The organism is Amycolatopsis sp. NPDC114505 (assembly GCF_055633615.1).
Map to the genome: position 1 here is coordinate 2,842,666 of NZ_JBVKDV010000001.1, position 23,644 is coordinate 2,866,309.

Genomic DNA, 23,644 nt, shown 5'->3' on the forward strand with positions numbered 1-23,644 from the left:
CGAGGGACCGCCCCGAGATCACGAAGCCGCAGGCGGCCCGTCGAGGATTTCGCGCAGCTCCAGCGTGCCGAACTCGGCCCACGGGTGCCGCGACGCGACGTCGAGGACCGTCGACCGGTCCGCGCCTTCGAGGATGTTGTAGCCGCCGACCTGCTCCTTGGTCTCGGCGAACGGGCCGTCGGTCAGCAGGACTTCGCCGTCCCGCACGCGGATCGTCTTCGCCTCGGCGGGCGGGTGCAGGCCCGTGCCGCCCTGCCGGACGCCACGCCGTTCGGCCTCGGCGGCCCAATCGTGGCAGCGCCGCGCCATCTCGGGGCCGGCCGCCGCGCCCGCGGACTCGTCACCGCACAACAGGAGCAGGTATCGCACGGCGTCAGCATGCCACGCAGGCTCAGCCGTGGCAGCCGCCTTCGTTCACCGGGCCGAACGACGGCAGGATCAGCCCGCACAGGTAGCCGTCGACCCACCGGCCGTTCCCGGTGAGGTTGACGGCCAGCCGGACCAGTGGCGCGAACCCCTTGATGCCGGCGGCGAGCGCGTCCTGGTTGCGCTGCAGCATCGACGTCAGCTGGTCGAGCTGGGTGAGCAGCGGGCCGAGCTGCGCGTCGTTGTCGCTGACCAGCCCGGACAGCTCGGTGGCGAGCTGCCGCGAGCCGTCGAGCAGGGAGCTGATCGCCTGCTCGCGGTCGCTGACCTCGGACAGCAGCAGGTTCCCGTCGGCCAGGAGCTGCCGCACGGCGGCGTCGCGGTCGACGAGCGTCTGCGAAACGACGCGCGTGTTGCCCAAGAGGGTGGCGAGCTGCTGGTCGCGCGAAGCGAGCGTGTCCGACAGCCGCGACAGCCCGCTGAGCGCGGCCCGGACGCTCTGCGGGGTGTTCGCGAGCGTCGCCGACAGGGTGTCGAAGCTCTTCGCGAGCTGGGTGGTGTCGATGCTGTCCACAGTGGACGAAAGCTTCCCGAACGCCGCGAGGACGTCGTAGGGAACGCTGGTGCGGGACCGCGGGATCGGCTGTCCCGGGTCGAGCGTCCCGTCGCCCCGCGGGTCGAGCGCGAGGAACTTCTGGCCCAGAACGGTTTTGAGCCGGATCGCCGCGCCCGTCGTGTCGCCGAGCCACGCGCCCTTGACCCGGAAGGAGACCAGCACGTGGTCGCCGCGCAGCTTGACGTCCGAGACGCGGCCGACCTCGACGCCGGCGATGCGGACGTCGTTGCCCACGAACAGGCCGGCCGCCTCGCTGAACTCCGCGGAGTAGGTCGTGCCGTCGCCGATGATGGGCAGCGAGCGCGCGTTGAGCGCGGCGAACACGCCCAGGGCCAGCACGGTCAGGCCGGCGAGCGCCGTCTTGACCGGGGCGTCGGCGGCCCGGCGTATTGACATGGCGTCAAGAGTGACGTACGCCACGCCGGGTCGCCAGCCGAGTCCCCCGATGAGACGAAGATCGTCGGTTCAGGCGGAGGTGAGCGCGGGGTACTCACGATATTCGACCGCGTTGGCGGCGCGATCGGTCATCCAGGTGAACACCCGGCCGAACAGCCGCGTGCTGATCATCTTGTAGGCGCGGTTGCGGCTGCGGATCTTCGCGACGGTGCGCGGGGCGAGGAAGTTGCCCGAGCCCTTGCCGTTCTTCTGCCCGACCGTGGCCGGCTTGCGGAGGCGCTCCTCGTATTTCGCGAACGCCGTCACGTGGTCGCCGCCGGCCGCCGCGAGCTCGCCGGCCAGCACCTGGGCGCCCATCATCGCGAGCCCGGTGCCGGACCCGCCGGGCCCGGCGCACCACGCGGCGTCGCCGAGCAGCACGACCCGGCCCTTCGACCAGCGGTCGAGGTGGATCTGGCTGATCGAGTCGACGTACAGGTCGTCCGCCCCCGGCAGTGACTGGAGCAGCTTCGGCGTCTCCCAGCCGGTGTCGGCGAAGAGCTGCGCGACCAGGGCGCGCTGCTCGTCGGGGGTGCGACGGCGGAACTCGACGCCGTCGGCCGCGAAGACCAGGTTGACGTGCAGCTTGTCCGGCAGCCGGTGGCTGCCCACGGTCAGGCCGCGGCCGGGCTCGTTGTACATCACGCTGGTGTGGTCGAGGCCGAGGTGGTTGGGCGCGGTGAACCCGGCGATGCCGAACCCGAGGTCACGCCGGAAGTCCGACTCGGGACCGAAGGCGGCGGCCCGCACCCCGGAGTGCACGCCGTCGGCCCCGACGACGAGGTCGAACCGGCGCGGCGCGCCGTGGCGGAAGGTGACGTCGACGCCGTCGCCGGTCTCGGTCAGGCTCGTGACTCTGTCGCCGAAGACGTACTCGGTGTACGCCTTGGTGTGGTCGTAGAGGATCCGCGCGAGGTCGCCGCGCAGGATCTCGACCTCCCCGCTCCAGGCGGCGCCGGGCACCGTCAGCTGGGGTTTCGCGTCGAGGCCGAGCACGGTCTGGTCGCCCATCGCGGTCTCGAACCGCCGGATGTCGTCGAGGACGCCCATGGCCTTCAGGAGCTTCACCTGCTCGCCGCGGAAGTCGACGGCCTGCCCGCCGGGCCGCAGGGCGGGCGCGGTCTCGACGACGGTCACGCGGTAGCCGTGGCGGCGCAGCCAGTAGGCCGCGGACGGGCCGGCGATGCTGGCCCCGGACACGAGCACGGTCTTGGCGGTCATCGGAGGTTCCTCTCGGGTCGGTGGTGATGACCCGAGAGTGCGGCCCGCCGCTGACGGTTCTCGCACGATCCGCTGACCGTTCGGCCGGTGGTGTCCGGTTCGAGTGGCTAGCATGACGCCCGTGGACCGCTCCGCCGCAGACCGGATCCCGCAGGACGGCGAAGATGCCGCCGTCGAGGCGCGCATTTTGAACGCCGCCGCGCACCTCATCGCCGACGAGGGGTTCGGGCGGCTGAAGATCGGGGCCGTCTGCGCCCGGTCGGGCTACGCGCGGGCCGTCATCTTCCAGCACTTCGGCGACAAGGACGGCCTCGGGAAGCGGCTGGTCGAGTACGCCGTCGAGGAGTTCACCAACTCCTACAGCGAGGCCGTCGCGGCCCGGACCGGCTCGGCCACCGCGACGCCGATGGACATGCTGCGCGCGCTGGTCGACATCATCTTCGAGCTGATCCGCACGATGCCGACGCTCAACCAGGCCTTCCTGGCCCTCTGGGGCGACGCGGCGGCGGAGTACTCGGCCCTGCGCGGCGCGCTGACCGAGGCCGACCGCCGGTTCCGGTTCGCCATCGCCCAGACCCTGGCCAGCGGCGTCGCGGACGGGACCATCGCCGGCGTCCGCGACGCGGATGCGTACGCGTCCGCGCTGCTGGCGCAGCTGCGCGGCATCTCGATGCAGGCGCTGATCGACCCCGACGGCATCGACCTGCGCGGCGTCCGCACCGAGCTGGAGCGCGGCATCGACCGCCTTTCGCCGGGCTTCCGCGGCAGTCTTTAGAGCGCGAAGACGATCCCCCGCAGCACGATCACCCCGATGAAGACCAGCGTGAAGGCGAGGTCGAGCGAGATCCCGCCGATCCGCACCGGCCGCACGACGCGCCGCACCGGCCCGATGACCGGCTCGGTGGCCGAGTAGGCCAGGCTCCGGGCCCGCCGCGTCCACGGCGGGCTGTCGGCCAGCACCCCGACCCAGTCCAGCACCATCCGCGCGATCAGCACGAGCAGGTACAGGCTCAGCGCGAAGCCGAGCAGTGTCCCTAGTGCACCCATGGTTCCTCCTTGTCCTCCTGACAACGCGCGGGAGGTGCGGGGAGTGCCGGTTCCGTCCGGTTCACAGGTTTTCGACAGGATCGCCCGCCCAGCGGCGGATGGCGAACCGGCCGCCGTCGCGCTCGACTTCGGCGGCGCCGGGACCGGCGAAGTGCGCGGGGATCACGAGCTCGCGGTGGTCCGCGGCCCGTTCGAGGACCCGGCGCCGGGTGACGGCGGCCTGCTGTTCGTCTTCGCAGAAACAGCTGCTGTGCCGGGGTTCGAGGATCTGCACGGGGCTGTGCAGCAGATCGCCGACGAACACGGCGCGGTCCCCGCCGGAGGCCAGCCGCACGACGGACGAGCCGGGCGTGTGGCCGGGCGCGGGTTCGAGGGTGAGGTTGCGGTCGATGCGGTGGTTTCCCTCCCACAGCACGGCTTTCCCGAGCACGGGGGCGATGCTGTCGGCGTAGACGAGCAGGCTGCCTTCGCGGCGCACCTGGTCGTGCTCGGTGCGTGGGGCGGGGCGTCGGTGGGCGTTGCGCGGGTCGAAGTACACCTGGTCGGCGCGGGGGATCAGGTAGGTGGCATTGGGGAAGGCCGGCACCCAATCACCGTTGCGCAGAAAGGTGTTCCAACCGACGTGGTCGTAGTGGATGTGGGTGTTGACGACGACGTCGACGTCTCCGGGCCGGACGCCGGCATCGGCGAGGCGGTCGAGGAAGTCCGTGGCCAGGTGGTCGAACAGCGGGATCTGCGGGCGGTCCCGGTCGTTGCCGACGCCGGTGTCGATCAGGATGACCCGGCCCTCGCTGCGCAGTACCCACGTCTGGACCGTGCCGCGGTAGCCGCCGGTGTCCGGGTTCCAGTGATCGGGCGCGAGCCAGTCGGCGTTGTCCTGCCAGAGCTCGGGCGGGCTGGGGACGATGGTCCGCGCGGGGGCGATCTCGCCCTGCCACTCGAGGACCTTCACGACTTCGACGTCACCGATGTGCATGTATCCACTGTCGGCCTGCCTTCTGAGCTTTTCAATGCTCTGGTTGCTCACTTTGATGCGCGAACGTCTTATAGTTGCGTTCGTGGACCTCCTGAGCGACGCGATCGCGGCGGTGCGGATCGGGCAGCCGACGTCGAACCGGCTGCGCGCCGGCGACGAGTGGTGCTACCGCTTCGCGCCGTACGAGGGCGCGGGCTTCCACGTGCTGCTGCGCGGCAGCGGCTGGCTGATCCCGCCGGCGGGCGAGCCGGTGCCCCTGGGCGCGGGCGACGTGGTCCTGGTCCCGCACGGCAGCGAGCACACGCTGTCATCGCGGCCGGACGCGTCGGGCGCGGTCCCGTTCGAGACGGCGGTCCCCGAGCCGGCCGGTCGAACGGAGTTCCTGTGCGGCAAGTACCGCCTGTCCCGGACGCGCCGCCATCCGGTGCTGGCGAGCCTGCCGGAGGTGGTGCACATCCCGGCCCAGGTCGGCGGTTCTCCGGAACTCCGGGCGGCGATCGACCTGCTCGGCGCGGAGGTGACGTCCCACCGTCCAGGCTCGGCGACGGTCCTGACGGGGCTGCTGGATCTGTTGCTGGTCTACCTGATCCGCGCGTGGCTGGCGGAAAACCCGGACGCGGGCTGGCCCCAGGCGTTGCACGACCGGTCGATAGCGGCGGCGCTGGAGGCTCTGCACGCGAATCCCTCGGCACCGTGGCGCATCGAGGATCTGGCGTCCCGGGTGGGCCTGTCCCGCGCGACGCTCGCCCGCCGGTTCACGGCGCTGACCGGCCAGCCACCGATGGCGTACTTGACGTGGTGGCGCTTGACGACGGCGGCGGGGCTGTTGCAGGACACGGATCTGCCGCTGCCGTCGATCGCGTCGAAGGTCGGCTATGGCTCGCCTTTCGCGTTCTCGCACGCGTTCAAGCGCCAGTTCGGCACCGCACCGGGAAGCTACCGGAGCGCGGTACGGAACTAGGGGTTCCGGACGACCTCGACATGGTGCAGTCTGGAGGACTGGTCCGGCTGACGCCACGGAGGGAAAACGATCTTCGCGTTGCTTCTATCGTGCGAAAACAAAGGTTCTAGTGAATACCTTGGAAGGTAGGAGCGACTTCGTAACCTGACATCGCTACCATGGTTGGTCTGTCCCACGGGGAGGCGGAGGGCTTGCCATGGCGGGTGAGACGCCGGACGGAGGTGTCCTGTGGCCACTCGTCGAAGCTTTGCGCCGGGTCTCGTGTCTGGTTGATCTCAACGGCAGGCAACTTGTGCTCCAGGGCCTTTCCGACAAACTGGGATACTCGTTGGCGGTTACCGAATACGCGCAGACCAACATGCACTTGTTCGCCATCGTTGAAGCTTGCCGGCAGCGGGCACGTGGGCTCAACGCCTTGCTGGACGTCCTGGAACAATTCGAGCCGGGGACCATCGCGATGGCCGCGGTCCGCCGGATCATCGTCGACATGACGACCCTGGAGACGTGGTCGCCCGAAGAACGTCGGCAACTGTTCAGCTTGCTGTCCGGGGTGACGGTTCCGAACGTCGCCGATATCTACGGTTTGGTCGGCGGCGACGGTGCACCGCAGTTGCCGCCCGAAGCCTCGCTGGAAGACGCGTTCCTTCTGCTGGACACGATGAACTCGGGCTCGGACGGTCTGCCCAAGAGCTTGATGTTCGTCGAGCGCGTCGCAGCTCGACTGCGGTTCGACCTCGCGGCAGAGGTCCGCGAATGGGTGAAGAACATGGCCGGCCGCATGAACCTGACAGCAGAGATGGAAGCGTTCGGTGACCGGATCAAGGGCGTAGCCCGACCGGCCGAATCGCCGGCACTTCGGTCCGAGGCGTACCTCGTTCTCCTGCTCCAGCCCGAGGGACCGACCGGCGACCAGTACCGCCTGTCCCACTGGCGCCAGCTCGACGTTTCCGAAGGTTGGTTCCCGGAACACGGGACGGACTACATCGGCGGTTTCGAAGAGATCAAGTATGAGGTGGCGGTGTTGGCCGAAAAGGTGGAGAGTGACTGGGCGCCTTACGACCCCGACATTCGCCTGGACTTTATCCTCAGCCGCGACCTGCTCCATTTGGACGTCGACCAATGGCAGTGGGAGGTGGAAACACTCGTGCCGGAGCCGCTCGGCTGTCATTTTCCGCTGGGGGTGCGCAGCCTGGAGCGGATGAAATTGCGGAAGTGGCATCGCGCCTGGTTTGTTCGCTGGAAGGAACTGAAGGCCCAAGCCGGCGACGGAGGTCCTATCGCGCTGGAGTCCGGGTTCTGGAGTGTTGACGACGAGACGCGGAACCTGCGTGAGCTGACCTCCCGGTTCGAGGCGCGGCCGGAACTCGTGGCATTCGTCCTGAGCGCACCTCCGCACGCTTTCACGGCGGAAAGCGACGAGATCGCGGTCGGCCTGCGCGCGGGTTTTCCCATCATGGTCTGGCATCGAGATGACTGCCGTTCGGAGGAGTTTTCCCACACTGTGAAAGAACTACTGCACGCCGAGGACTCGCACCACCTGCTGGAGCGTCTGAGGCTCATTCGGCTGTCCGCGTTCGCCGAAGGACCGGAAGGAACGCACGTCGGTAGCCGGCTCGCGTTGCTGTACGACGATCCGGAACGAATCGTCCTGCCACAGCGGCCGGGAGCCCCGGAGGCGGTGCCCAGCGCATGACGGATGCCGAGTCGGCGAACCACGCACGAGACTGGCGGGTCTACCGCGGAACGGGACTTCCCGATGAAGCCCCGGACTCGCTGCCGAGTCCGCCGCCCTGGCGGCGGTTCGACGGCGAGGGCACGGCCTCCCATCCGGTCGACGACGACGGCGACGGCAGCCGACGGATCGGCCGGTTGCGTTTGCAGCCACGGGTTGCCGACCCACGCGAGGTGGCCATGGTCAACGCGGCTATCTACCTGCGCCGCCCGCTGCTGGTCACCGGCCGTCCGGGAACGGGAAAATCGAGCTTGGCGTATCTGGTGGCGACCGAACTCGGTCTTGGTCCGGTGATGAAATGGCCGGTATCGAGCCGGACGCAACTCAAGGACGGACTCTATCTCTACGATGCCATCGGCCGCGTGCAAGCGGCGCGCGCACACCCCGAAGAACAGTCCGACATCGGCGACTACATCCGTCTCGGCCCGCTCGGAACTGCGTTGTTGCCATTCGAAAAACCGCGCGTACTGCTCATCGACGAGCTCGATAAAAGTGACATTGACCTACCGAACGACTTGCTCAACGTTTTCGAGGACGGCGAATACGAAATCGATGAGCTCGTTCGGATTGCCAAGCAGCAGCCGGAAGTTGTGGTTCTCACGAAAGACCGAGGCGGGTCGGCTGTCGTCAAAGACGGCCGGGTCCGGCCGCGCGCTTTTCCGATTGTCATCATCACGAGCAATGACGAACGAGAGTTTCCGCCCGCATTCCTGCGAAGGTGCCTGCGCCTGGAAATGCACCCACCGACTTCCGAACAGCTCGGGCAGATGGTGGCGGCGCAGTTCGGGGACACCGACGTTGTGGACATCCAGAGACTCATTCACCAGTTCCTCGAGCACAGTCGACGCGTCGGCGGCCTGGCCTCCGACCAGCTGTTGAACGCCGTTCACCTCGCCGCTGAACTCGCGACGTCCGGCGCTTACCAGCCGGGCGACGAATGGAGAGAACTCCGCGAGGCGATCTGGCACCCGTTGTCCTCGCTGGAGGGAGAATGACCACCGACGAATCGTCCTCCGACTCGCTGCATTCGTCTGTGAGTCGTGAGGATCTGACCTGGTGGGAAGCTCGCGACGCCCTCTGGCTTGCTAAACGGCTCGGTGCCAAGTGGTTATCCGGGCAGCCCCAAGAGGTGGTCGATTCGGAGCCGGTGCTTCCGAACGTTACACCGGAAAGCAAGTCTCCGGAACCGGATAGGCCTGGCCCGCAGGCTGAGAATACCGAGCCGAACCCGCCAAAGCCGGAACCGGAACTCGCTGGCGCTGACCAGTCGCCCTCGCTGGGGCGGCAGATCTTCGAAGCCGGTGAGCCCGGATTCCTCCGTGCCACCGGTGTCATCGCCGATGACGGTCAGGGTTCGGCGCCACTGCTCACGTCGATCGGCCCGGCGCTGGACGTCCGGAGAGTCTCCAGGGCTCTGCGTCCGCTCATGCGTGCTTCGCCATCGCCGTGGGCTACGGTCCTGGACGAGGAGGCCACGGCGATCCGGGCCGCCGACGATGGGCTGTGGCTGCCGGTGTGGCAGCCAGACCTGTGGCACAAGTTTGAGCTGTCGCTCGTGGTGGACACCGCTCCCTCGATGGAGATCTGGCAGAACACGATCACCGAATTCCGGAACCTGGCCCGCAGGCAGGGAGCGTTCCGCGATGTCCGGGTTCATCTGATGGACAGTTCGGAGCCGTCGCCCGGTGGTCCGGTGCTGCGTGCGGAAGGGCCCGGCGGAGCGCGATACCGCGCCCGGGACCTCGCCGACCCCACCGGACGTCGGCTCGTCTTGGTCTTGACGGACGCGATCGGCTCCACCTGGCACGACGGCGTCGCGCACGAGATGCTGGCCCGTTGGTCTGAGCAGATGCCGGTCGCAGTCGCCAACGTGCTTCCCCAACGGCTTTGGACGTGGGGCGGCCTTTCGCCGAGCCGGCTCCGCCTGTCCGCGACTGCGCCCGGGATGCCGAACCGGCGGCTGCGCGTGCGGCCCCGGGAACCGGTGCCCGGCGACGCTCCCGCGGCCGCCGAGGGTGCGGTCGCCGTGCCGGTGCTGAACCTCTCCGAGCCGTGGTTGGGTGACTGGGCCAAACTGGTCTCGACGGCGACCACGATCGAAACGACGGCGGTCCTCGCCCACCGTGATCACCGCAAGCGTCTGGCAGCCAGCCCGCCGGTCGAGCCCCCCGAGGAGTTGACGCCGCGTACCCGGGTGCTCCGCTTCAGAACTTACGCCTCCGCGCAGGCTTTCCAACTGGCCGGGCTCCTCGCAGCGGCGCCGTTGAACCTGCCGTTGATGCGGCTGGTGCAGAGCGTGCTGCTCCCCGGCTCCGGGCTGCCAGTGCTGGCCGAAGTGCTCCTCGGGGATTTGGTCCAGCGGATCTCCCGTACCAGCACGTTGTCGGATCCGTCGGAAGTGACGTTCGAATTCCGTGACGGAGTGCGCGCGGAGCTCCTTTCGGGTGAAAGGCGTGATACGACTGTCCGGGTTGCCCGTGTTCTGGGACAGTACGCGGGTTCCCGGATAGCGGCGTTGCGCAACTATCGTGACGCTGTAGACGATCCGGACACGACGTCACAGCTCGAAGCGTCGCCGCAGAATGTCCCGTACCTGCGTGTCCAAGAGGCAGTCTTCCGTGCTTTGTCCGGAAGATACGCCCCACGAGCGAAGAAACTGCGGGCGGAACTGATCCCTCGGAACGGTGAGCTGGTGGGTGGTCCCGGCAACGGATCCCCTACTGTGGGCAGTAACACCGTTTCTGTATCAATTCAGAGCGAGGATCCGAACTTGACCACGACCGACACCGTGGAATCCGCGGGTGCCACCACCCCTTCCGGAGGAGACGACGCCGTGACCAGTCCCGCACCGACCGCCCCGGGAGGGGCGCAGACGACTCGGAGCCGGCCGCAGATCTGGGGCACGATTCCGCTGCGCAACCCCGACTTCGTCGGCCGAACCGAACTCCTCGACCAGCTCCGGAAGCGGCTCGTCCAGGCCGGCGGTGCGACCGCGGTCCTTCCCGAGGCCTTGCACGGCATGGGCGGCGTGGGCAAATCGCAGACAGTGGTCGAATATATCTACCGGCATGCCAACGAATACGACGTTATCTGGTGGATTCCCGCCGAGCAGACCTCGCAGATCTCGAGCAGCCTCGTCGAGTTGGCCAAACGCCTTGGCCTGCAGGTACCGGGTACAGCGGATACGGCAGTTCCAGGCGTGCTCGAAGCGCTGCGTAAGGGCGAACCGTATTCACGCTGGCTTCTGGTGTTCGACAACGCCGACCGACCGGACGTCGTCAGTCCGTTCTTCCCGGCAGTTTCGAGCGAGAGCGGCCATATCGTCGTCACTTCACGAAATTCGCAGTGGTCGGGCGTCGCGCGCACGGTCGAGGTCGACCTCTTCACCCGGCAAGAAAGCAAAGAACTGCTTCGAAAAGCCGGCGGAGAAATCACCGATGGTGACGCTGACGTGCTCGCCGAAGCACTGGGTGACTTGCCCCTGGCCGTGGAACAGGCTGCGGCCTGGCGGGCGCAGACCGGGATGCCGGTGGCCGAATACCTGCAGCTGCTGGACCAGAACCTCGCCGAGCTGACGACGGAGTTCGAATCCGGTGACTATCAGCGTTCCGTGGCTGCCGCGTGGAACGTGCCGCTGGCGAAGCTCCGAGCCTCGCATCCGGCGGCGTTGCAGTTGCTCCAGGTCTGCGCCTTTTTCGGCCCGGAACCCATCTCGCGGAATCTATTCACCGCGGTGCGCAGCGCACCGGTGCCGACCGCACTCGCCGAGGCGCTCAGTCAGCCGATCAAGCTCAACCTGGCGATCCGAGAGATCAGCCGCTACAGCTTGGCCCGGTTGGATCACCGGAGCAACACTCTTCAGCTGCATCGACTGGTGCAGACGGTATTGAAGAGCCAGCTACGCGAGGCCGAGCGAAATGAACTGCGGCATGCGGTGCACGTGCTGCTCGTACACGGCGACCCGAACGACCCGGAGAACTCGGCCAACTGGAAGACCTATTCCGAGTTGCTCCCGCACGCCATGGTATCGCGGATGATGGAATGCCAGTCCGACGCGTGGGTGCGTCGGATGATGGTCAACCTCGTTCGCTACCTGGTCAGTTACGGCGACTACGAGGGTGCGCGAGAGACATCTCGCGAGGCGCTCGAAAAGTGGCAAGGCATGTTCGGCGACACCGATCCCGACACGTTGGCGATGGCTCGGCTCCAAGGGGTTTCTTTGTGGCGGCTCGGTCGCATGGAAGAGGCGCGGAAGCTGAACACGCGCACGTACGACCTTGTGAAGGAGACGATGGGGGAGGACAACGAACTCTTCCTCAGCGTCGCCAACACGGTGCGTCAGGACATGCGATCGTTGGGTCGATTCGACCGGGAACTGGAAATGGGCGAGGACATCTTCGAACGGTCCAAGCGCGTCCTCACCGAGGAAGATCCGGCAACGTTGGCGGCGGGTAACAACCTGGCCGGCACGTTGCGCCTCGTCGGTAAGTTCTTCGACGCGCGCGATCTGGACGAAGACGTCTGGCGACGCAAGAAGATCGTACTCGGCGAGGAACACGTGGACACGTTCCTGACCCTGAACGCGTTCGCAATGGACCTGCGTGAATGCGGTCAGTATGTCGAGGCGTGCGAACTTCAGGAACAGACATTGAACCGGCAACGTGAGGTGGTCGGCGCCGACCACCCGCGGACGATCGGCGCGATGCGAAACCTCGCGGTCGCCCGGCGTAAGGCAGGGGATCACGAAGGCGCGTACGAACTCTCGAAGGAGTGCGTGGAGCGTTACCGGCGTCGGCACGGTGACCGACACCTCGACACCATCACGTCGGAGACTTGTATGGCCGCCGACCTGCGGCACTTGGGCGACTTGGCCGGGGCGCTCGATCTCGGCCAGTCGAGTCACCGGTTGTTCGTCGAAACCCACGGTGCCGAGCACCCGTTCACGCTCGTGGCGGCCATCAACCTCGGTATCACAATGCGGTTGATCGGCAGTCTCGAGAAAGCCCACGAACTCGACAAGCAGACGGCCGCGTCACTACGGCAGGTCTTCGGGGACGACCATCCTTCTACGATGGTGTGCGTCACCAACCTGGCGAGCGACCTGGCGGCTTTGGGCCGGATCGAAGAAGCGCACGACCTCGACGTCGCCAACCTGGAGCGGTCTACTCGGGTGCTGGGGCAGGACCATCCCGCCACATTGGCGATCGCGGTGAACTTGTCGATCGATCTGCGAGCCATGCAGCGTGAGGACGAGGCCGCGATCCTGCACGAGAACACTCTGGAGCGGCTGCGAATCGCGCTCGGCGAAGACCACCCGGCTGTCGTCGCGGCTGTCAAGAACGAGCGGGCCAACTGCGACACCGACACCATGCAGCTCTGAGCCGGTGCCCGTCGTGTCCGCCGGTCAGTCGGCGGGCACGACGGTGGCCAGCCAGTCCACCAGCTGGATCGGTCGGTCGCACGGTTGGTCGCGACCAAGAAGCCGGTCACGGACCTCGAGCACCAGCTGGGGTGCGGTGAGCAGCGCGTTCCGTTGCCCGCTCGCGCCCATGGTGAGGCCAAGGCCGAGCCACGCTTGGTCGTCTCGAGGCGTTGTCAAGATCGTCGCGAGGTAGGCCGCTCTTGCGGAACGCAGGTCACCGTCCACGTAGGCCACGTCCGCCGCGGAGAGGACCCGGCGGCGCGCCCGCTGCCCCATGCAGCGCAGTCTGAGCAGGTCCATGCGCGGAGACGGGGGCAATGACCTCCGCCACGGCCTGACCTCGGAGGGAGCTGCAGGCGGTCGTGGTGGCTCGGCACCTGCCAGCCAGGCTTCAGCGGCGGCGGTCACCCAGCTCTCGTTCGCGTGGAGGTGGCGAAGGCGCCAGGTGGCTCGCTGCTCGCTTGCCACCCGAGTCACCGCTTCGTCGACCTCGGTTGGAATGCCGGCATCTTCGACCGAGGCCAGCCGATCGGACAGGGACTTCACGAACTGCCGGCCGAGATCGGTCAGGGCACCGGACGCGAGCAGCACGTCGGCCGTCTGCCTCACTTGCTGCCTTCGGTAGGCGTAGCTGAACTGGCCGTGCCGCACGTCGGCTTCGTCTCGGCCGAGCTGGACGTGCCAGAACTCCACGGCGGTCAAGAACGCGAAAATTCCGTGCAGAAGACCGCTCGCGGGTCGTGGATCGTCGCGCCACGGTGCGTACAGGAGACCTTCAAAGTCCGGGTCGACCAGATCGACGAGGTCAAGGAGCGCATTCATCTTGGAATGCTGGAGCTCGTGAACGAGTGCTTCAGCCAGGTCGATCGCGGAAGACTTCGAGGTCATCGCGATCGCGCCGAAGGCGATGGATGAAGACGCCCCGGTGAAGGAGCTTTCGGTTTCGAGAGGAACGAGCGTGACCATTCCTTCGGCCAGCTCGCCGGCGAATCCGGGGTAGTGCGAGATGAGGAGCTGCCATGCCTCGTCGAGCAGTTTGGTCCATTCGGCGTATTCCTGCCGGCTCAAGGGCTGTGGCGCGACCGGCGCCGAAAAGGTCCGGTACGGCCCTCGGTCGTCGATCTCGACTGAAAGCCGGGCACTGCGCCACTCGACAGAGTGGCGGTTGACCGGAACGAAACCGGGACTCGGCAGTGACGAGACGAACTCGACGGAAACGCTCCCGGCGAGCGCACGCAGGATGCCGGACCCGTCCGGAGCTGTCTCGAGGACCGCCTTTCCGACGGGGAACGCGGTCGGAAGCCTCAGTTGGCCGACGGTCGGAAGGGTGGTCACACCGTGTACGACCGGGACATCGATCGTGCACGGGATGCCGCACCGCAGGGCCGCTGCTCCGGTGAGCGAAGCGAGGTAGTTCAGATCCGTCCGTAGCGGTGTGCTGTCGACGGGTGCCCCCGACAGCTTCCGGAGTGACCGGGTGAGCCATACCCCCGCCGACGGGTGCAGTAGCAGCTCATCGACGATTTCGGAATTCCGACGTTCTGCGGTGACGAGGACGGGCCAAGCTTGTGTTGACGCAGCTCGCAGGCCTGCGGCCTCGAGCAGTTCGATCAGTGCTCTCAATTGGAGTTTCCGACGACTGAGCTGCCCGGCTCGAAGTTGCTCTACGTCGAGCTTTCCCGCCGGCCCAGCGGAAAGCTGGGTGAACGACGCCCACGGTAACTGGTGCCGTGGTAGCTCGACCGGCATCAGGTCCGTCTCCTTTTCGCCGGTCCACCAGAAGTGAATCGTGGAGCCCCCAGGCGCGGCTCACAGCTTGATCTGTGCCTGTCCTTGAACTTCGTCGACGTCGACGAGTTTCGAGCTGTCGAAGATTTTTCTGATCGCGGAGTCCAGTGACGGAGCGTGGATCGTGCGCAGTTCCCGGAGGGAAACCCCGGTGAGATCGAGCAATTCCGTGCGTACGTCCGAATCGGTTGACCTCACGCCGACCAGCCTCCCTATCGCGACCGAGTTGTTCCATTATGCCTGACGGACGAGGCGACGGAAACCATCGACCGTCGGGTTCAAGCGGCATCGAGAGCAAGAACGCTCGACGGGTTACTCCGACCGGCTGAACGAAGATATTGCCGGTGGTCGCGTCCAGGAGACCGGATTGCGACGCGGCGTCGAGGCAAGTCCAGGCCTGAGCTCAGCCATACGACAGGCCCCGCCGGGGGCCTGAGGGCTCGACCCCCAGAAAGCACGAAACCCGAGGCAAGGTCCGCGCAATCCGCGGACACACCTCGGGCACCTTGGGTGCCCTCGGCAGGATTCGAACCTGCGACACCTGCCTCCGGAGGGCAGTGCTCTATCCCCTGAGCTACGAGGGCCCATCGCTGGGCGACTCGGAAAGCTTAGCGCATCCCGGTGCCCCCTCGCGCGCAGGTGGTCTCATCTGTGAATCCGCTGGTCAGTGGTCAGAAAGTTGATCCACTAGCCGCTACGTCGCTAGCGTGGGAAGCCCACCTGAAGGAGCCGACATGGTCAAGCCGTTCCAGGTGTCTCTCGATGAGGCCGAGGTCGCCGATCTGCGGGAGCGGCTTCGGCGGACTCGGTGGCCTGAGGCCGAGACCGTCCAGGACTGGTCGCAGGGGGTTCCGCTCGCCTACGTCCGGGAGCTCTGCCGGGACTGGGGTGAGGAGTACGACTTCGGGTTCGCCGCCCGGCTCAATGCCTTCCCGCAGTTCCGGGCCGACGTCGACGGCGTCGGGTTGCACTTCGTGCACCTTCGGTCGCCGGAAGCCGATGCCTTGCCGCTTGTTCTCACCCATGGGTGGCCTGGGTCCGTTCTTGAGTTCCTCGATGTCTTCGGGCCGCTCGCCGATCCCGCCAAGCACGGTGGGGATCCCGCCGATGCCTTCCACGTCGTCGCTCCGTCGCTGCCCGGGTTCGGGTGGAGCGACAAGCCCGCGCTGAAGATCGCGCGGGTCGCCGAGCTCTTCGACCTGCTCATGCAGCAGCTCGGCTACGACCGCTACGGCGCCCAGGGTGGTGACTGGGGTGCCGCCGTCACCAACGCGCTCGCGCGGTCCGGGCGGGTTGCCGGGGTGCACGTCAACTTCGCGCCCGTGCGGATGGACCAGGACGATCCGACGCCCGGGGAGCGGCGGGCCCGCGCCGACCTCGAAGAGTTCCGGCGCTCCGGGGCCGGGTACTCCGCGCAGCAGGCCACCCGGCCGCAGACGCTCGGCTACGGCCTCACCGACTCTCCCGCCGGCCAGGCCGCCTGGATCGCCGAGAAGTTCTGGGCCTGGACCGACAACAAGGGGCACCCGGAGGACGCCGTCGACCGGCAGAAGATCCTCGACGACATCTCCGCCTACTGGTTCACCGCGACGGCGGCTTCGTCGGCGCGGATGTACTGGGAGAACAACGACCGGGACCTGTCCACTGTGGACGTGCCGGCCGGGGTTTCGGTGTTCCCCAAGGAGATCGTGCGGCCGTCGCGGCGGCAGGCCGAGCAGCGCTACACCGACCTGCGGTGGTTCGAGGAGCTGCCCGTCGGCGGGCACTTCGCCGCGCTGGAGCAGCCCGAGCTGTTCGTCGACCAGGTCCGCGGCTTCTTCCGGCTGGTGCGCTAGGCGAGCCAGCCGGTCGTCAGGCGCTGGACGGCCGAGCCGTCGCGGTCGGCGAACTTGAGCCCGGTGAACTCCTCGGCCTGCTTCGACGTCTGGATGCGGAACGCCGGCGCGTCGGCCGTCATCGCGCCCACGATCACCTCGGCGACCTCGTCGGCCGTCTGGGCGCCCTCGAACGACTTCGTGACGTTCGCGACGTACTTCTGCAGGGACTCCGCGTAGGGGCCGGCTTCGGCGAAGAGGTGCTCGCCGACGCCGATGTTGTTCACGAACTCCGTCGCGACCGCGCCCGGCTCGACGACGCACACCGTGACGCCCTGGGCCGCGGCGACCGGCGCGAGGGACTCCATCAGGCCTTCGACGGCGAACTTCGCCGCGCAGTAGGCCTCGTTGAACGGCTGGCCGACCGCGCCGCCGATGCTGGTCACCGTGATCACGCGGCCGCCGCTCGCGCGCAACGCCGGCAGCGCGGCCTTCGTCGCCTCGACGACGCCGAAGAAGTTGACCTCCATCGTGGCGCGCACCGCCGAAACCGGCTCCTGCTCGAGCGTGCCGACGTGCCCCGCGCCGGCGTTGTTGACCAGGACGTCGAGCCGGCCGTAGTCCGCGAGGACACCCTCGAACGCCGCGCGCACGGACGCGGGATCGGTGACGTCGAGGGGGCGGATGTCCAGGTCGACGCCGGCTTCGCGCAGGCGGTCGGCGCGGGCGGGGTCGCGCAGCGTCGCAACTGTCCGGAAGCCCGCGCGGGCCGCCCGGACCGCCGTGGCGAGGCCGATTCCGGTGGACGTGCCGGTGATCAGGGCGACGCGGTCGTTGCTCATCTCGAACCTCGATGTGATTCAGGTGAATGATGATTAATGCAGTGAACTAAAATGACTATAGTCATGGATGGTTCATGCAGTCAACTATCGGCTTACACTCTCCGGATGAGCGCTGACCCGATCACCGACGACGTCGTCGCCCTGCTCGCCCGGATCGTCGACCGGTTCGTCGGCTCCTACGAGTCCGCGGCGGCCGCCCAGGGGCTGACGACCGTGCAGGCCAAGGTGCTCGGCGCGCTCCGGGAGCCGATGCCGATGCACCGGATCGCCGAAAAGCTGAACTCGGAGCGCTCGAACGTGACCGGGATCATCGACCGGCTGGAGGCTCGCGGCCTGGTCGAGCGCCGGGCGGACAGCCGCGACCGGCGGATCAAGAACATCGTGGCCACGCCCGCGGGTGCCGTGCTCGCGCGCGACTTCCAGCGGTCACTGGGTTTCGCGGCCGAACCGCTCGCGGCGCTCGGCCCGGACGACCGCGTGAAGCTGCGCGACCTGCTGGAGCGGATGGTCGGCGCCGAAGCGTGACGAGTCCGCCTGGCGGGAAACCCCGCCTGGTGGATTGGTAGCCGCGTGCGCGCGGAGTAGCTTTCGGGTGGGTGAACTTAGGGTGCCCTCTGTTGCACATATGCGCATTCGACTATATGTTTGGCCCCGACGGTGAACCGCGAACGGAGGCGGAATGGGACACGGCCACGGGCACGGCCAGTCGGTCGCGCCGGCGAGCGCGTCGGGGCGGTACGTGCGGAGCCTGACCATCGCCCTGGGCATCGGCGCCGGCTTCATGGTGATCGAGTTCGTCGTCGGCTTCACGACCGGCTCGCTGGCCCTGATCTCCGACGCGGCGCACATGTTCACCGACGTCCTCGGGGTCGGGATGGCCCTCGCCGCGATCATCCTGGCGCGGCGCACCGGACCCACGGTCAGCCGCACCTTCGGCCTCTACCGCGCGGAAGTGCTGGCCGCGCTGGCCAACGCCGTCCTGCTGTTCGGGGTCGCGGGGTACGTGCTCGTCGAGGCGATCGGCCGGATCGCCGACCCGCCCGCCGTGCCCGGCCTGCCGGTGCTGCTGGCCGCGTCCGCCGGGCTCGTGGCCAACATCGTGTCGTTCTGCATGCTGCGCGCGGGCGCGAAGGAGAGCCTCAACGTCCGCGGCGCCTACCTCGAGGTGCTGGCCGACCTGATCGGCTCGGTCGGCGTGCTGCTCAGCGGCGCGCTGACGCTGCTGACGGGCTGGCGCTACGCCGACCCGATCATCGGTGTCGCGATCGGGCTGTTCGTGCTGCCCCGCACGTGGACGCTGGCCCGCCGTGCCCTGCGCATCCTGTTCCAGCACGCGCCCCAGGGCGTCGACGTCGGCGCGATCAGTGCGGAGCTGTCCGCGCTGCCGGGCGTCGCGGACGTGCACGACCTGCACGTGTGGACGTTGACTTCCGGCATGGAGGTGGCTTCGGCGCACTTGACGCTGGCGCCGCCCGCCCAGCAGTCGGATGTGCTGACGGAGGCGCAGAACCTGCTGTCGTCCCGGTATGCGATCGAGCACGCGACGCTGCAGGTGGAAGCGCCGCAGTGCGCGCGGCGGTGCCAGGAACTCAGCTGGTAGGTCAGGCCGGCAGCGGCTGGGCCCCCCGGCCCGAGAGCATCAGCTTGATCTGGTCCATCTCCGCGCCCTGCGACGCCAGGATGCTGTTCACCAGTGCCTTCAACGCCGGCAGGGACGAATGCGCCGACGCGTACTGGGCCATCGACGTTCCGCCCTGGTGGTGGCGGAGCATCAGCTGCAGGAAGTAGACGTCGAACTCGCGGCCCGACAGCGAGCGCAGCTTCTTCAGCTCGGTGTCCGTCGCCATGCCCGGCATCAGGGCGCCGCCCGCAGGGTTGACCGACGACGGGGCCATCGACATCCCGTCGTGGCCCGCCATCGGTTCCGTCATCCACTTCATCGGCGAGCCGATCGACTGCTCGGGCTGGTCCCACAGCATGAGCCAGCCCTTCATGCGGCCGACCTGCTCGAGCTGCGTGCGCTCGATGTCGAACGAAAGCTGCTTGATCTCCGGGTCGGTCGTGCGGTCGCGGGCGATGCCCGCCATCGTCACCGCCTGGAGGTGGTGCGTGGACATGTCCTGGGCGAAGCCGACCTCGACCGAGCCGGCGGCCGGAGTGGCCGCCGCCGGCTCGTCGACGGCGCGGGTGATGAACATCCCCGCCGTCGCGCCGATCAGCAGGACCGCGAGCAGCGTCCCGCCGATGATCACCCAGCGCGACCAGGTCGGCTGCTCGGTGACCTCTTCGGTGTCGAGGTCGGCTTCGGTGGTCACTTGGTCGGCGTCGGAGAAGTCGGAGCCGAGGCAGGGGCCGAAGCCGGGGCGGAAGCGGGCGCGCCCTGCTCACCCTGGGCGGCCGTGCTGCCCTTGTAGTCCATCGGCTTCGCGTCGGGACCCGGCTTCGACGGGTCGAACGGCGGCGGGTTGTCCGGGTCGAACTGACCCGGGACGGCGTCGCAGGACGCGCCGACCTCGGGGTAGACGCCGTTCGGGTTGCTCCGCAGCGCCGCGATGAACTCGTCGATGCGGGCGTCGTCGGCGCTGTCCAGCTTCAGCTGGTGGCCCCAGGACTGCAGCGAGATCGGCTTGTCGAGGCCGGGGTACGGCGACAGCATCGTGAACGGCTTGTCCTTGGCGCGGACGCTCAGCAGGTTCAGCGCGTCACCCGAGATCTGCTGCGGGTTGTAGGCGATCCAGACCGAGCCGTGCTCGAGCGCGTGCACCATGTTCTCGGTGCGGACGGCGGTCGGGTACACGATGCCGGTGCAGGTGGCCCACGTCTGGTCGTGCGGGCCGCCGAACGGCGGCGAGTGGTCGTAGGCGACGCGCTCGGTCGGGAGCACGTGCACGCTGCCGGTGTAGGTCGCGGTCACCACACCGGGGATGCGCTTCGAGGGGTCCGGGTCCTGCGCGGTCGGCGCGAACGAGGCGGCGGCCGCTTCACGGTCGGCCTGGTCGCGCTTCGGCGCCGACTTCACCATGTAGTAGGTGATCACGGCGGCGAGCAGGGCCACGATGGCCACGACGGCGATGATCGTGCCCCACGGCGTGCCCTTCTTGCTCACCACGGAACCGCGGGCGGCCTTCACCGCAGACCCCTTTTTCCGAGTTGTCCCGTTCGCCATGGCTCCCGCGTTCTCCCTCTGGTGACTGCGGACGGATTCCCGCCCGGGCCAGTGTAGAGACCGCCCGTCTGATCACCGTTAACACCTCACACACCTGGTGACCGTGACGTGGCCGAGACCGATGCGAGCGCCCCACCTGGGCACACCTAGAATTCGACGAGTGACTCCCGCCGCTCTCGCCGACCTGGTCCGCAGCTCCGCCGTGCAGGTGCTCGCCGCACGCGGCATCGACGACGCCGTGCTGCCGGAGCAGGTGACCATCGAACGCCCGCGCAACCCCGACCACGGCGACTACGCGACGAACCTGGCCCTGCAGGTGGCCAAGAAGGCCGGGCTGAAGCCGCGCGAGTTCGCCGAGGAGCTCGCCGAAGCGGTCTCGGCGGACGACGGCGTCGCCTCGGCCGAGGTGGCGGGCCCCGGCTTCCTCAACTTCCGGCTCGCCGCGGCCGCGCAGGGCGACATCGTGCGCCAGGTGCTCGACGCCGGCGCCGCGTTCGGCCGCGGGGACGCGCTGGCCGGCACGAAGATCAACCTCGAGTTCGTCTCGGCGAACCCGACCGGCCCGATCCACCTGGGCGGCACCCGCTGGGCCGCCGTCGGCGACGCGCTCGGCCGGGTGCTGGGCGCGCAGGGCGGCGAGGTCACCCGCGAGTACTACTTCAACGACGCCGGTGCGCAGATCGACCGGTTCGTCCGGTCCCTGATCGCCGCCGCGAAGGGCGAGCCCGCGCCGGAGGACGGCTACGCGGGCGGGTACATCAACGACATCGCCGCCGAGGTCATCAAGGCCGAGCCGAGCGCGCTGTCGCTGCCGGAAGAGCAGCGGCACGAGACGTTCCGCCGGATCGGCATCAACCTGATGTTCACCGAGATCAAGCAGAGCCTGCACGAGTTCGGCACCGACTTCGACGTCTTCTTCCACGAGAACTCGCTGCACGAGTCGGGCGCGGTCGGCGCGGCCGTCCAAGAGCTGAAGGACTCCGGGAACCTCTACTTCGAAGACGGCGCCTGGTGGCTGAAGTCGAAGGAGTACGGCGACGACAAGGACCGCGTCGTCATCAAGCAGGACGGCAACCCGGCCTACATCGCCGGTGACCTGGCCTACTTCAAGGACAAGCGCAACCGCGGCTTCGACCTCTGCATCTACATGCTCGGCGCGGACCACCACGGCTACATCGCCCGCCTCAAGGCCGCGGCCGCCGCGTTCGGCGACGACCCGGCGACGGTCGAGGTGCTGATCGGCCAGATGGTCAACCTGGTCAGCGACGGCAAGCCGGTGCGGATGTCCAAGCGCGCGGGCACCGTGATCACCATGGAGGACCTCGTCGAGGCCGTCGGCGTCGACCCGGCCCGCTACGAGCTGATCCGCTACTCCGTGGACTCCACTTTGGACGTCGACCTGGACCTGCTGCGCAAGCACTCCAACGACAACCCCGTCTACTACGTCCAGTACGCGCACGCGCGGCTGGCGTCCCTGCAGCGCAACGCGGCCGACCTCGGCCTCGCGAAGCAGTCCGGTTCGGACGTCGATTTCGGACTGCTCACGCTGCCCGCCGAGGGCGACCTGATCCGCACCATCGGCGAGTTCCCGGAAACCGTGCGCCGCGCCGCCGACATGCGGGAGCCGCACCGGATCGCGCGCTACCTCGAAGAACTCGCGGGCGCCTACCACAAGTTCTACACCGTGGGCCGCGTGCTGCCCATGGGTGACGAAGAGGCGACCCCTCTGACGTACGCCCGGCTCGCGCTGTGCGAGGCCGCCCGCCAGGTGCTGGCGAACGGCCTTGCCCTGCTCGGTGTCTCTGCTCCGGAACGGATGTAACCCATGGCTCACCCCGCGGGCCCCAGGCACGCCGACGTCTACACCCACGCCGACACCTCCGGGCTCCAGCCGTCGGGGGCCGAGGAGCTCGACAAGCTCCCGGCGAAGGTGTGGCCCCGCAACACCTTCCGCGCCGGCGACGGCGTCGTGCGGATCGCCGGGGTCGACGTCCGCGAGCTTGCCGAGAAGCACGGCACGCCCCTGTTCGTGGTCGACGAGGCCGACTTCAAGTCCCGCTGCGCCGACTACGCCGAGGCGTTCGACGACCCGTCGCTCGTGCACTACGCGTCCAAGGCGTTCCTGTCCATCGAGATCGCCCGCTGGGTGGCCGAGCAGGGGCTGAGCCTGGACGTCTGCAGCGGCGGCGAGCTCGCCGTGGCGCAGCGCGCGAACTTCCCGGTCGAGCGGATCACCTTCCACGGCAACAACAAGTCGCCCGCGGAGCTCGAAGCCGCGATCGTCGCGGGCGTCGGCACGATCGTGCTCGACTCGTACTTCGAGATCGCCCGGCTGGCCGACATCGCCGCGCGCCACGACGTCGTGCAGGCCGTGCTCATCCGGGTCACCGTCGGCGTCGAGGCGCACACCCACGAGTTCATCGCGACCGCCCACGAGGACCAGAAGTTCGGGTTCTCGCTGGCTTCCGGCGACGCCGCCGAGGCGGTGCGCCGGGTGCTCAACGCGCGCTCGCTCAAGCTCGTCGGCCTGCACAGCCACATCGGCTCGCAGATCTTCGACGCCGACGGCTTCGAGGTCGCCGCCCGCCGCGTCGTCGGCCTGCTCGCCGATCTCGCGAAGGAGCACGGCCCCGAGCTGCTCGACCAGCTGAGCCTGGTCGACCTCGGCGGCGGTTTCGGCATCGCCTACACCGAGAAGGACAACCCGCCGCCGCCGGCGCAGATGATCACGCAGATCCGCGAGATCGTCCGCAAGGAGTGCGCGTACGCGGGCCTGCCGGTGCCGCGCATCGCCGGCGAGCCCGGCCGCGCCATCGCCGGTCCCGGCACGGTCACGCTCTACGAGGTCGGCACCATCAAGGACGTCGCGCTCGGGGACGAGTCGTCGCGGCGCTACGTCAGCGTCGACGGCGGGATGAGCGACAACATCCGGACCGCGCTCTACGACGCGGTGTACGACGTCCGGCTCGTTTCCCGCTCCGCGAGCGAGAACGACCAGCCGGTCCCGGCCGTGCTGTCCCGGGTCGTGGGAAAACACTGTGAGTCCGGCGACATCGTCGTACGAGACTGCTGGTTGCCCGACACGCTGGCTCCCGGCGACCTGCTGGCCGTCGCGGCGACCGGTGCCTACTGCTACTCGATGGCGAGCACGTACAACCGGCAGCCGCGCCCGGCCGTGGTCGCCGTGCGCAACGGCGGCTCGCGGCTGCTGCTGCGGCGCGAGACGACCGACGACATGCTCCGCCTGGAGGTCTGAAC

General features: G+C 68.3%; 20 protein-coding genes and 1 tRNA gene. 10 read left to right on the plus strand and 11 right to left on the minus strand.

From position 1 onward, the window contains the following. Window positions 1-18 precede the first annotated feature (18 nt). The 3 genes from ACZ7OU_RS14130 to ACZ7OU_RS14140 form a co-directional block, all read right to left on the minus strand. On the minus strand, window positions 19-369 hold the full coding sequence (locus ACZ7OU_RS14130; protein WP_470241520.1) for a YciI family protein: 351 nt from the start codon (window positions 367-369) through the stop codon (window positions 19-21). A gap of 22 nt (window positions 370-391) precedes the next feature. Beyond that, window positions 392-1,378, minus strand: a complete 987-nt coding sequence (locus ACZ7OU_RS14135; RefSeq protein ID WP_470255302.1) for an MCE family protein — start codon at window positions 1,376-1,378, stop codon at window positions 392-394. 69 nt (window positions 1,379-1,447) lie between these two features. Beyond that, a complete protein-coding gene (locus ACZ7OU_RS14140) occupies window positions 1,448-2,638 on the minus strand; it encodes an FAD-dependent monooxygenase (protein ID WP_470255303.1) in 1,191 nt (396 codons plus the stop codon). 112 nt (window positions 2,639-2,750) lie between these two features. Here ACZ7OU_RS14140 and ACZ7OU_RS14145 point away from each other — a divergent pair, with 112 nt between their 5' ends. Next, window positions 2,751-3,413, plus strand: coding sequence for a TetR/AcrR family transcriptional regulator (locus ACZ7OU_RS14145; RefSeq protein WP_470241517.1), 663 nt, complete (start codon window positions 2,751-2,753; stop codon window positions 3,411-3,413). Here the strand turns inward: ACZ7OU_RS14145 and ACZ7OU_RS14150 are convergent. Both ACZ7OU_RS14150 and ACZ7OU_RS14155 read right to left on the minus strand, forming a co-directional pair. Next, window positions 3,410-3,685, minus strand: coding sequence for a YggT family protein (locus ACZ7OU_RS14150; protein WP_470241516.1), 276 nt, complete (start codon window positions 3,683-3,685; stop codon window positions 3,410-3,412). The two genes, ACZ7OU_RS14145 and ACZ7OU_RS14150, sit on opposite strands and share 4 nt — an antisense overlap. A gap of 61 nt (window positions 3,686-3,746) precedes the next feature. Next, complete coding sequence (locus ACZ7OU_RS14155; RefSeq protein ID WP_470255304.1) at window positions 3,747-4,661, minus strand: MBL fold metallo-hydrolase; 915 nt, start codon at window positions 4,659-4,661, stop codon at window positions 3,747-3,749. 82 nt (window positions 4,662-4,743) lie between these two features. Here ACZ7OU_RS14155 and ACZ7OU_RS14160 point away from each other — a divergent pair, with 82 nt between their 5' ends. The 4 genes from ACZ7OU_RS14160 (at window position 4,744) to fxsT (ending at window position 12,734) form a co-directional block, all read left to right on the plus strand. Then, the gene (locus ACZ7OU_RS14160) at window positions 4,744-5,622 is read left to right on the plus strand and encodes an AraC family transcriptional regulator (protein ID WP_470255305.1); all 879 of its coding nucleotides are present in this window, start codon (window positions 4,744-4,746) and stop codon (window positions 5,620-5,622) included. Between the two features lie 196 nt (window positions 5,623-5,818). Next, complete coding sequence (locus ACZ7OU_RS14165) at window positions 5,819-7,315, plus strand: VMAP-C domain-containing protein (RefSeq protein ID WP_470255306.1); 1,497 nt, start codon at window positions 5,819-5,821, stop codon at window positions 7,313-7,315. Continuing rightward, on the plus strand, window positions 7,312-8,349 hold the full coding sequence (locus tag ACZ7OU_RS14170) for an AAA family ATPase (RefSeq protein ID WP_470255307.1): 1,038 nt from the start codon (window positions 7,312-7,314) through the stop codon (window positions 8,347-8,349). Before ACZ7OU_RS14165 ends, ACZ7OU_RS14170 begins: the two co-directional genes overlap by 4 nt. Beyond that, window positions 8,346-12,734: an FxSxx-COOH system tetratricopeptide repeat protein gene (fxsT, locus tag ACZ7OU_RS14175; protein ID WP_470255308.1), complete on the plus strand. Its 4,389-nt coding sequence runs from the start codon at window positions 8,346-8,348 to the stop codon at window positions 12,732-12,734. Before ACZ7OU_RS14170 ends, fxsT begins: the two co-directional genes overlap by 4 nt. A gap of 24 nt (window positions 12,735-12,758) precedes the next feature. On the opposite strand, the gene ACZ7OU_RS14180 is transcribed toward fxsT, so the two are convergent. The 3 genes from ACZ7OU_RS14180 to ACZ7OU_RS14190 all read right to left on the minus strand — a co-directional run bounded on the left by ACZ7OU_RS14180 (window position 12,759) and on the right by ACZ7OU_RS14190 (window position 15,148). Next, window positions 12,759-14,525, minus strand: a complete 1,767-nt coding sequence (locus ACZ7OU_RS14180) for an HEXXH motif domain-containing protein (protein WP_470255309.1) — start codon at window positions 14,523-14,525, stop codon at window positions 12,759-12,761. Between the two features lie 60 nt (window positions 14,526-14,585). Beyond that, on the minus strand, window positions 14,586-14,762 hold the full coding sequence (locus ACZ7OU_RS14185) for a hypothetical protein (protein WP_470255310.1): 177 nt from the start codon (window positions 14,760-14,762) through the stop codon (window positions 14,586-14,588). Between the two features lie 313 nt (window positions 14,763-15,075). Beyond that, window positions 15,076-15,148 (minus strand) — tRNA-Arg (locus ACZ7OU_RS14190). A 150-nt stretch (window positions 15,149-15,298) separates the two neighbouring features. Between ACZ7OU_RS14190 and ACZ7OU_RS14195 the strand changes: the two genes are divergently transcribed. Continuing rightward, a complete protein-coding gene (locus ACZ7OU_RS14195; RefSeq protein ID WP_470255311.1) occupies window positions 15,299-16,399 on the plus strand; it encodes an epoxide hydrolase family protein in 1,101 nt (366 codons plus the stop codon). On the opposite strand, the gene ACZ7OU_RS14200 is transcribed toward ACZ7OU_RS14195, so the two are convergent. After that, window positions 16,396-17,220 (minus strand): SDR family oxidoreductase, encoded by an 825-nt coding sequence (locus ACZ7OU_RS14200; RefSeq protein ID WP_470241511.1) that lies wholly within the window; start codon window positions 17,218-17,220, stop codon window positions 16,396-16,398. The genes ACZ7OU_RS14195 and ACZ7OU_RS14200 overlap by 4 nt on opposite strands. 105 nt (window positions 17,221-17,325) lie before the next feature. Between ACZ7OU_RS14200 and ACZ7OU_RS14205 the strand changes: the two genes are divergently transcribed. After that, window positions 17,326-17,745, plus strand: coding sequence for a MarR family winged helix-turn-helix transcriptional regulator (locus ACZ7OU_RS14205; RefSeq protein WP_470241510.1), 420 nt, complete (start codon window positions 17,326-17,328; stop codon window positions 17,743-17,745). A gap of 154 nt (window positions 17,746-17,899) precedes the next feature. Next, a complete protein-coding gene (locus ACZ7OU_RS14210; RefSeq protein ID WP_470255312.1) occupies window positions 17,900-18,820 on the plus strand; it encodes a cation diffusion facilitator family transporter in 921 nt (306 codons plus the stop codon). Between the two features lies 1 nt (window position 18,821). Here the strand turns inward: ACZ7OU_RS14210 and ACZ7OU_RS14215 are convergent, their stop codons facing one another. Beyond that, the gene (locus ACZ7OU_RS14215; RefSeq protein WP_470255313.1) at window positions 18,822-19,535 is read right to left on the minus strand and encodes a DUF305 domain-containing protein; all 714 of its coding nucleotides are present in this window, start codon (window positions 19,533-19,535) and stop codon (window positions 18,822-18,824) included. Then, the gene (locus ACZ7OU_RS14220; RefSeq protein WP_470255314.1) at window positions 19,532-20,350 is read right to left on the minus strand and encodes a DUF3105 domain-containing protein; all 819 of its coding nucleotides are present in this window, start codon (window positions 20,348-20,350) and stop codon (window positions 19,532-19,534) included. The genes ACZ7OU_RS14215 and ACZ7OU_RS14220 overlap by 4 nt, the downstream gene beginning before the upstream one ends. A gap of 196 nt (window positions 20,351-20,546) precedes the next feature. Between ACZ7OU_RS14220 and argS the strand changes: the two genes are divergently transcribed. Both argS and lysA read left to right on the plus strand, forming a co-directional pair. Then, a complete protein-coding gene (gene argS / locus ACZ7OU_RS14225; protein WP_470241506.1) occupies window positions 20,547-22,208 on the plus strand; it encodes an arginine--tRNA ligase in 1,662 nt (553 codons plus the stop codon). 3 nt (window positions 22,209-22,211) lie between these two features. Continuing rightward, window positions 22,212-23,642, plus strand: a complete 1,431-nt coding sequence (lysA, locus tag ACZ7OU_RS14230) for a diaminopimelate decarboxylase (RefSeq protein WP_470241505.1) — start codon at window positions 22,212-22,214, stop codon at window positions 23,640-23,642. Window positions 23,643-23,644 lie beyond the last annotated feature (2 nt).

Excerpts from the sequence above, each read along its gene's own strand:
- fxsT (WP_470255308.1), top strand. The coding sequence starts at position 8,346 with ATGACCACCGACGAATCGTCCTCCGACTCGCTGCATTCGTCTGTGAGT.
- ACZ7OU_RS14155 (WP_470255304.1), bottom strand. The coding sequence starts at position 4,661 with ATGCACATCGGTGACGTCGAAGTCGTGAAGGTCCTCGAGTGGCAGGGC.
- ACZ7OU_RS14150 (WP_470241516.1), bottom strand. The coding sequence starts at position 3,685 with ATGGGTGCACTAGGGACACTGCTCGGCTTCGCGCTGAGCCTGTACCTG.
- ACZ7OU_RS14210 (WP_470255312.1), top strand. The coding sequence starts at position 17,900 with ATGGGACACGGCCACGGGCACGGCCAGTCGGTCGCGCCGGCGAGCGCG.
- ACZ7OU_RS14180 (WP_470255309.1), bottom strand. The coding sequence starts at position 14,525 with ATGCCGGTCGAGCTACCACGGCACCAGTTACCGTGGGCGTCGTTCACC.
- ACZ7OU_RS14200 (WP_470241511.1), bottom strand. The coding sequence starts at position 17,220 with ATGAGCAACGACCGCGTCGCCCTGATCACCGGCACGTCCACCGGAATC.
- ACZ7OU_RS14145 (WP_470241517.1), top strand. The coding sequence starts at position 2,751 with ATGACGCCCGTGGACCGCTCCGCCGCAGACCGGATCCCGCAGGACGGC.
- ACZ7OU_RS14205 (WP_470241510.1), top strand. The coding sequence starts at position 17,326 with ATGAGCGCTGACCCGATCACCGACGACGTCGTCGCCCTGCTCGCCCGG.
- ACZ7OU_RS14195 (WP_470255311.1), top strand. The coding sequence starts at position 15,299 with ATGGTCAAGCCGTTCCAGGTGTCTCTCGATGAGGCCGAGGTCGCCGAT.
- ACZ7OU_RS14135 (WP_470255302.1), bottom strand. The coding sequence starts at position 1,378 with ATGTCAATACGCCGGGCCGCCGACGCCCCGGTCAAGACGGCGCTCGCC.
- ACZ7OU_RS14165 (WP_470255306.1), top strand. The coding sequence starts at position 5,819 with ATGGCGGGTGAGACGCCGGACGGAGGTGTCCTGTGGCCACTCGTCGAA.
- lysA (WP_470241505.1), top strand. The coding sequence starts at position 22,212 with ATGGCTCACCCCGCGGGCCCCAGGCACGCCGACGTCTACACCCACGCC.
- ACZ7OU_RS14170 (WP_470255307.1), top strand. The coding sequence starts at position 7,312 with ATGACGGATGCCGAGTCGGCGAACCACGCACGAGACTGGCGGGTCTAC.
- ACZ7OU_RS14140 (WP_470255303.1), bottom strand. The coding sequence starts at position 2,638 with ATGACCGCCAAGACCGTGCTCGTGTCCGGGGCCAGCATCGCCGGCCCG.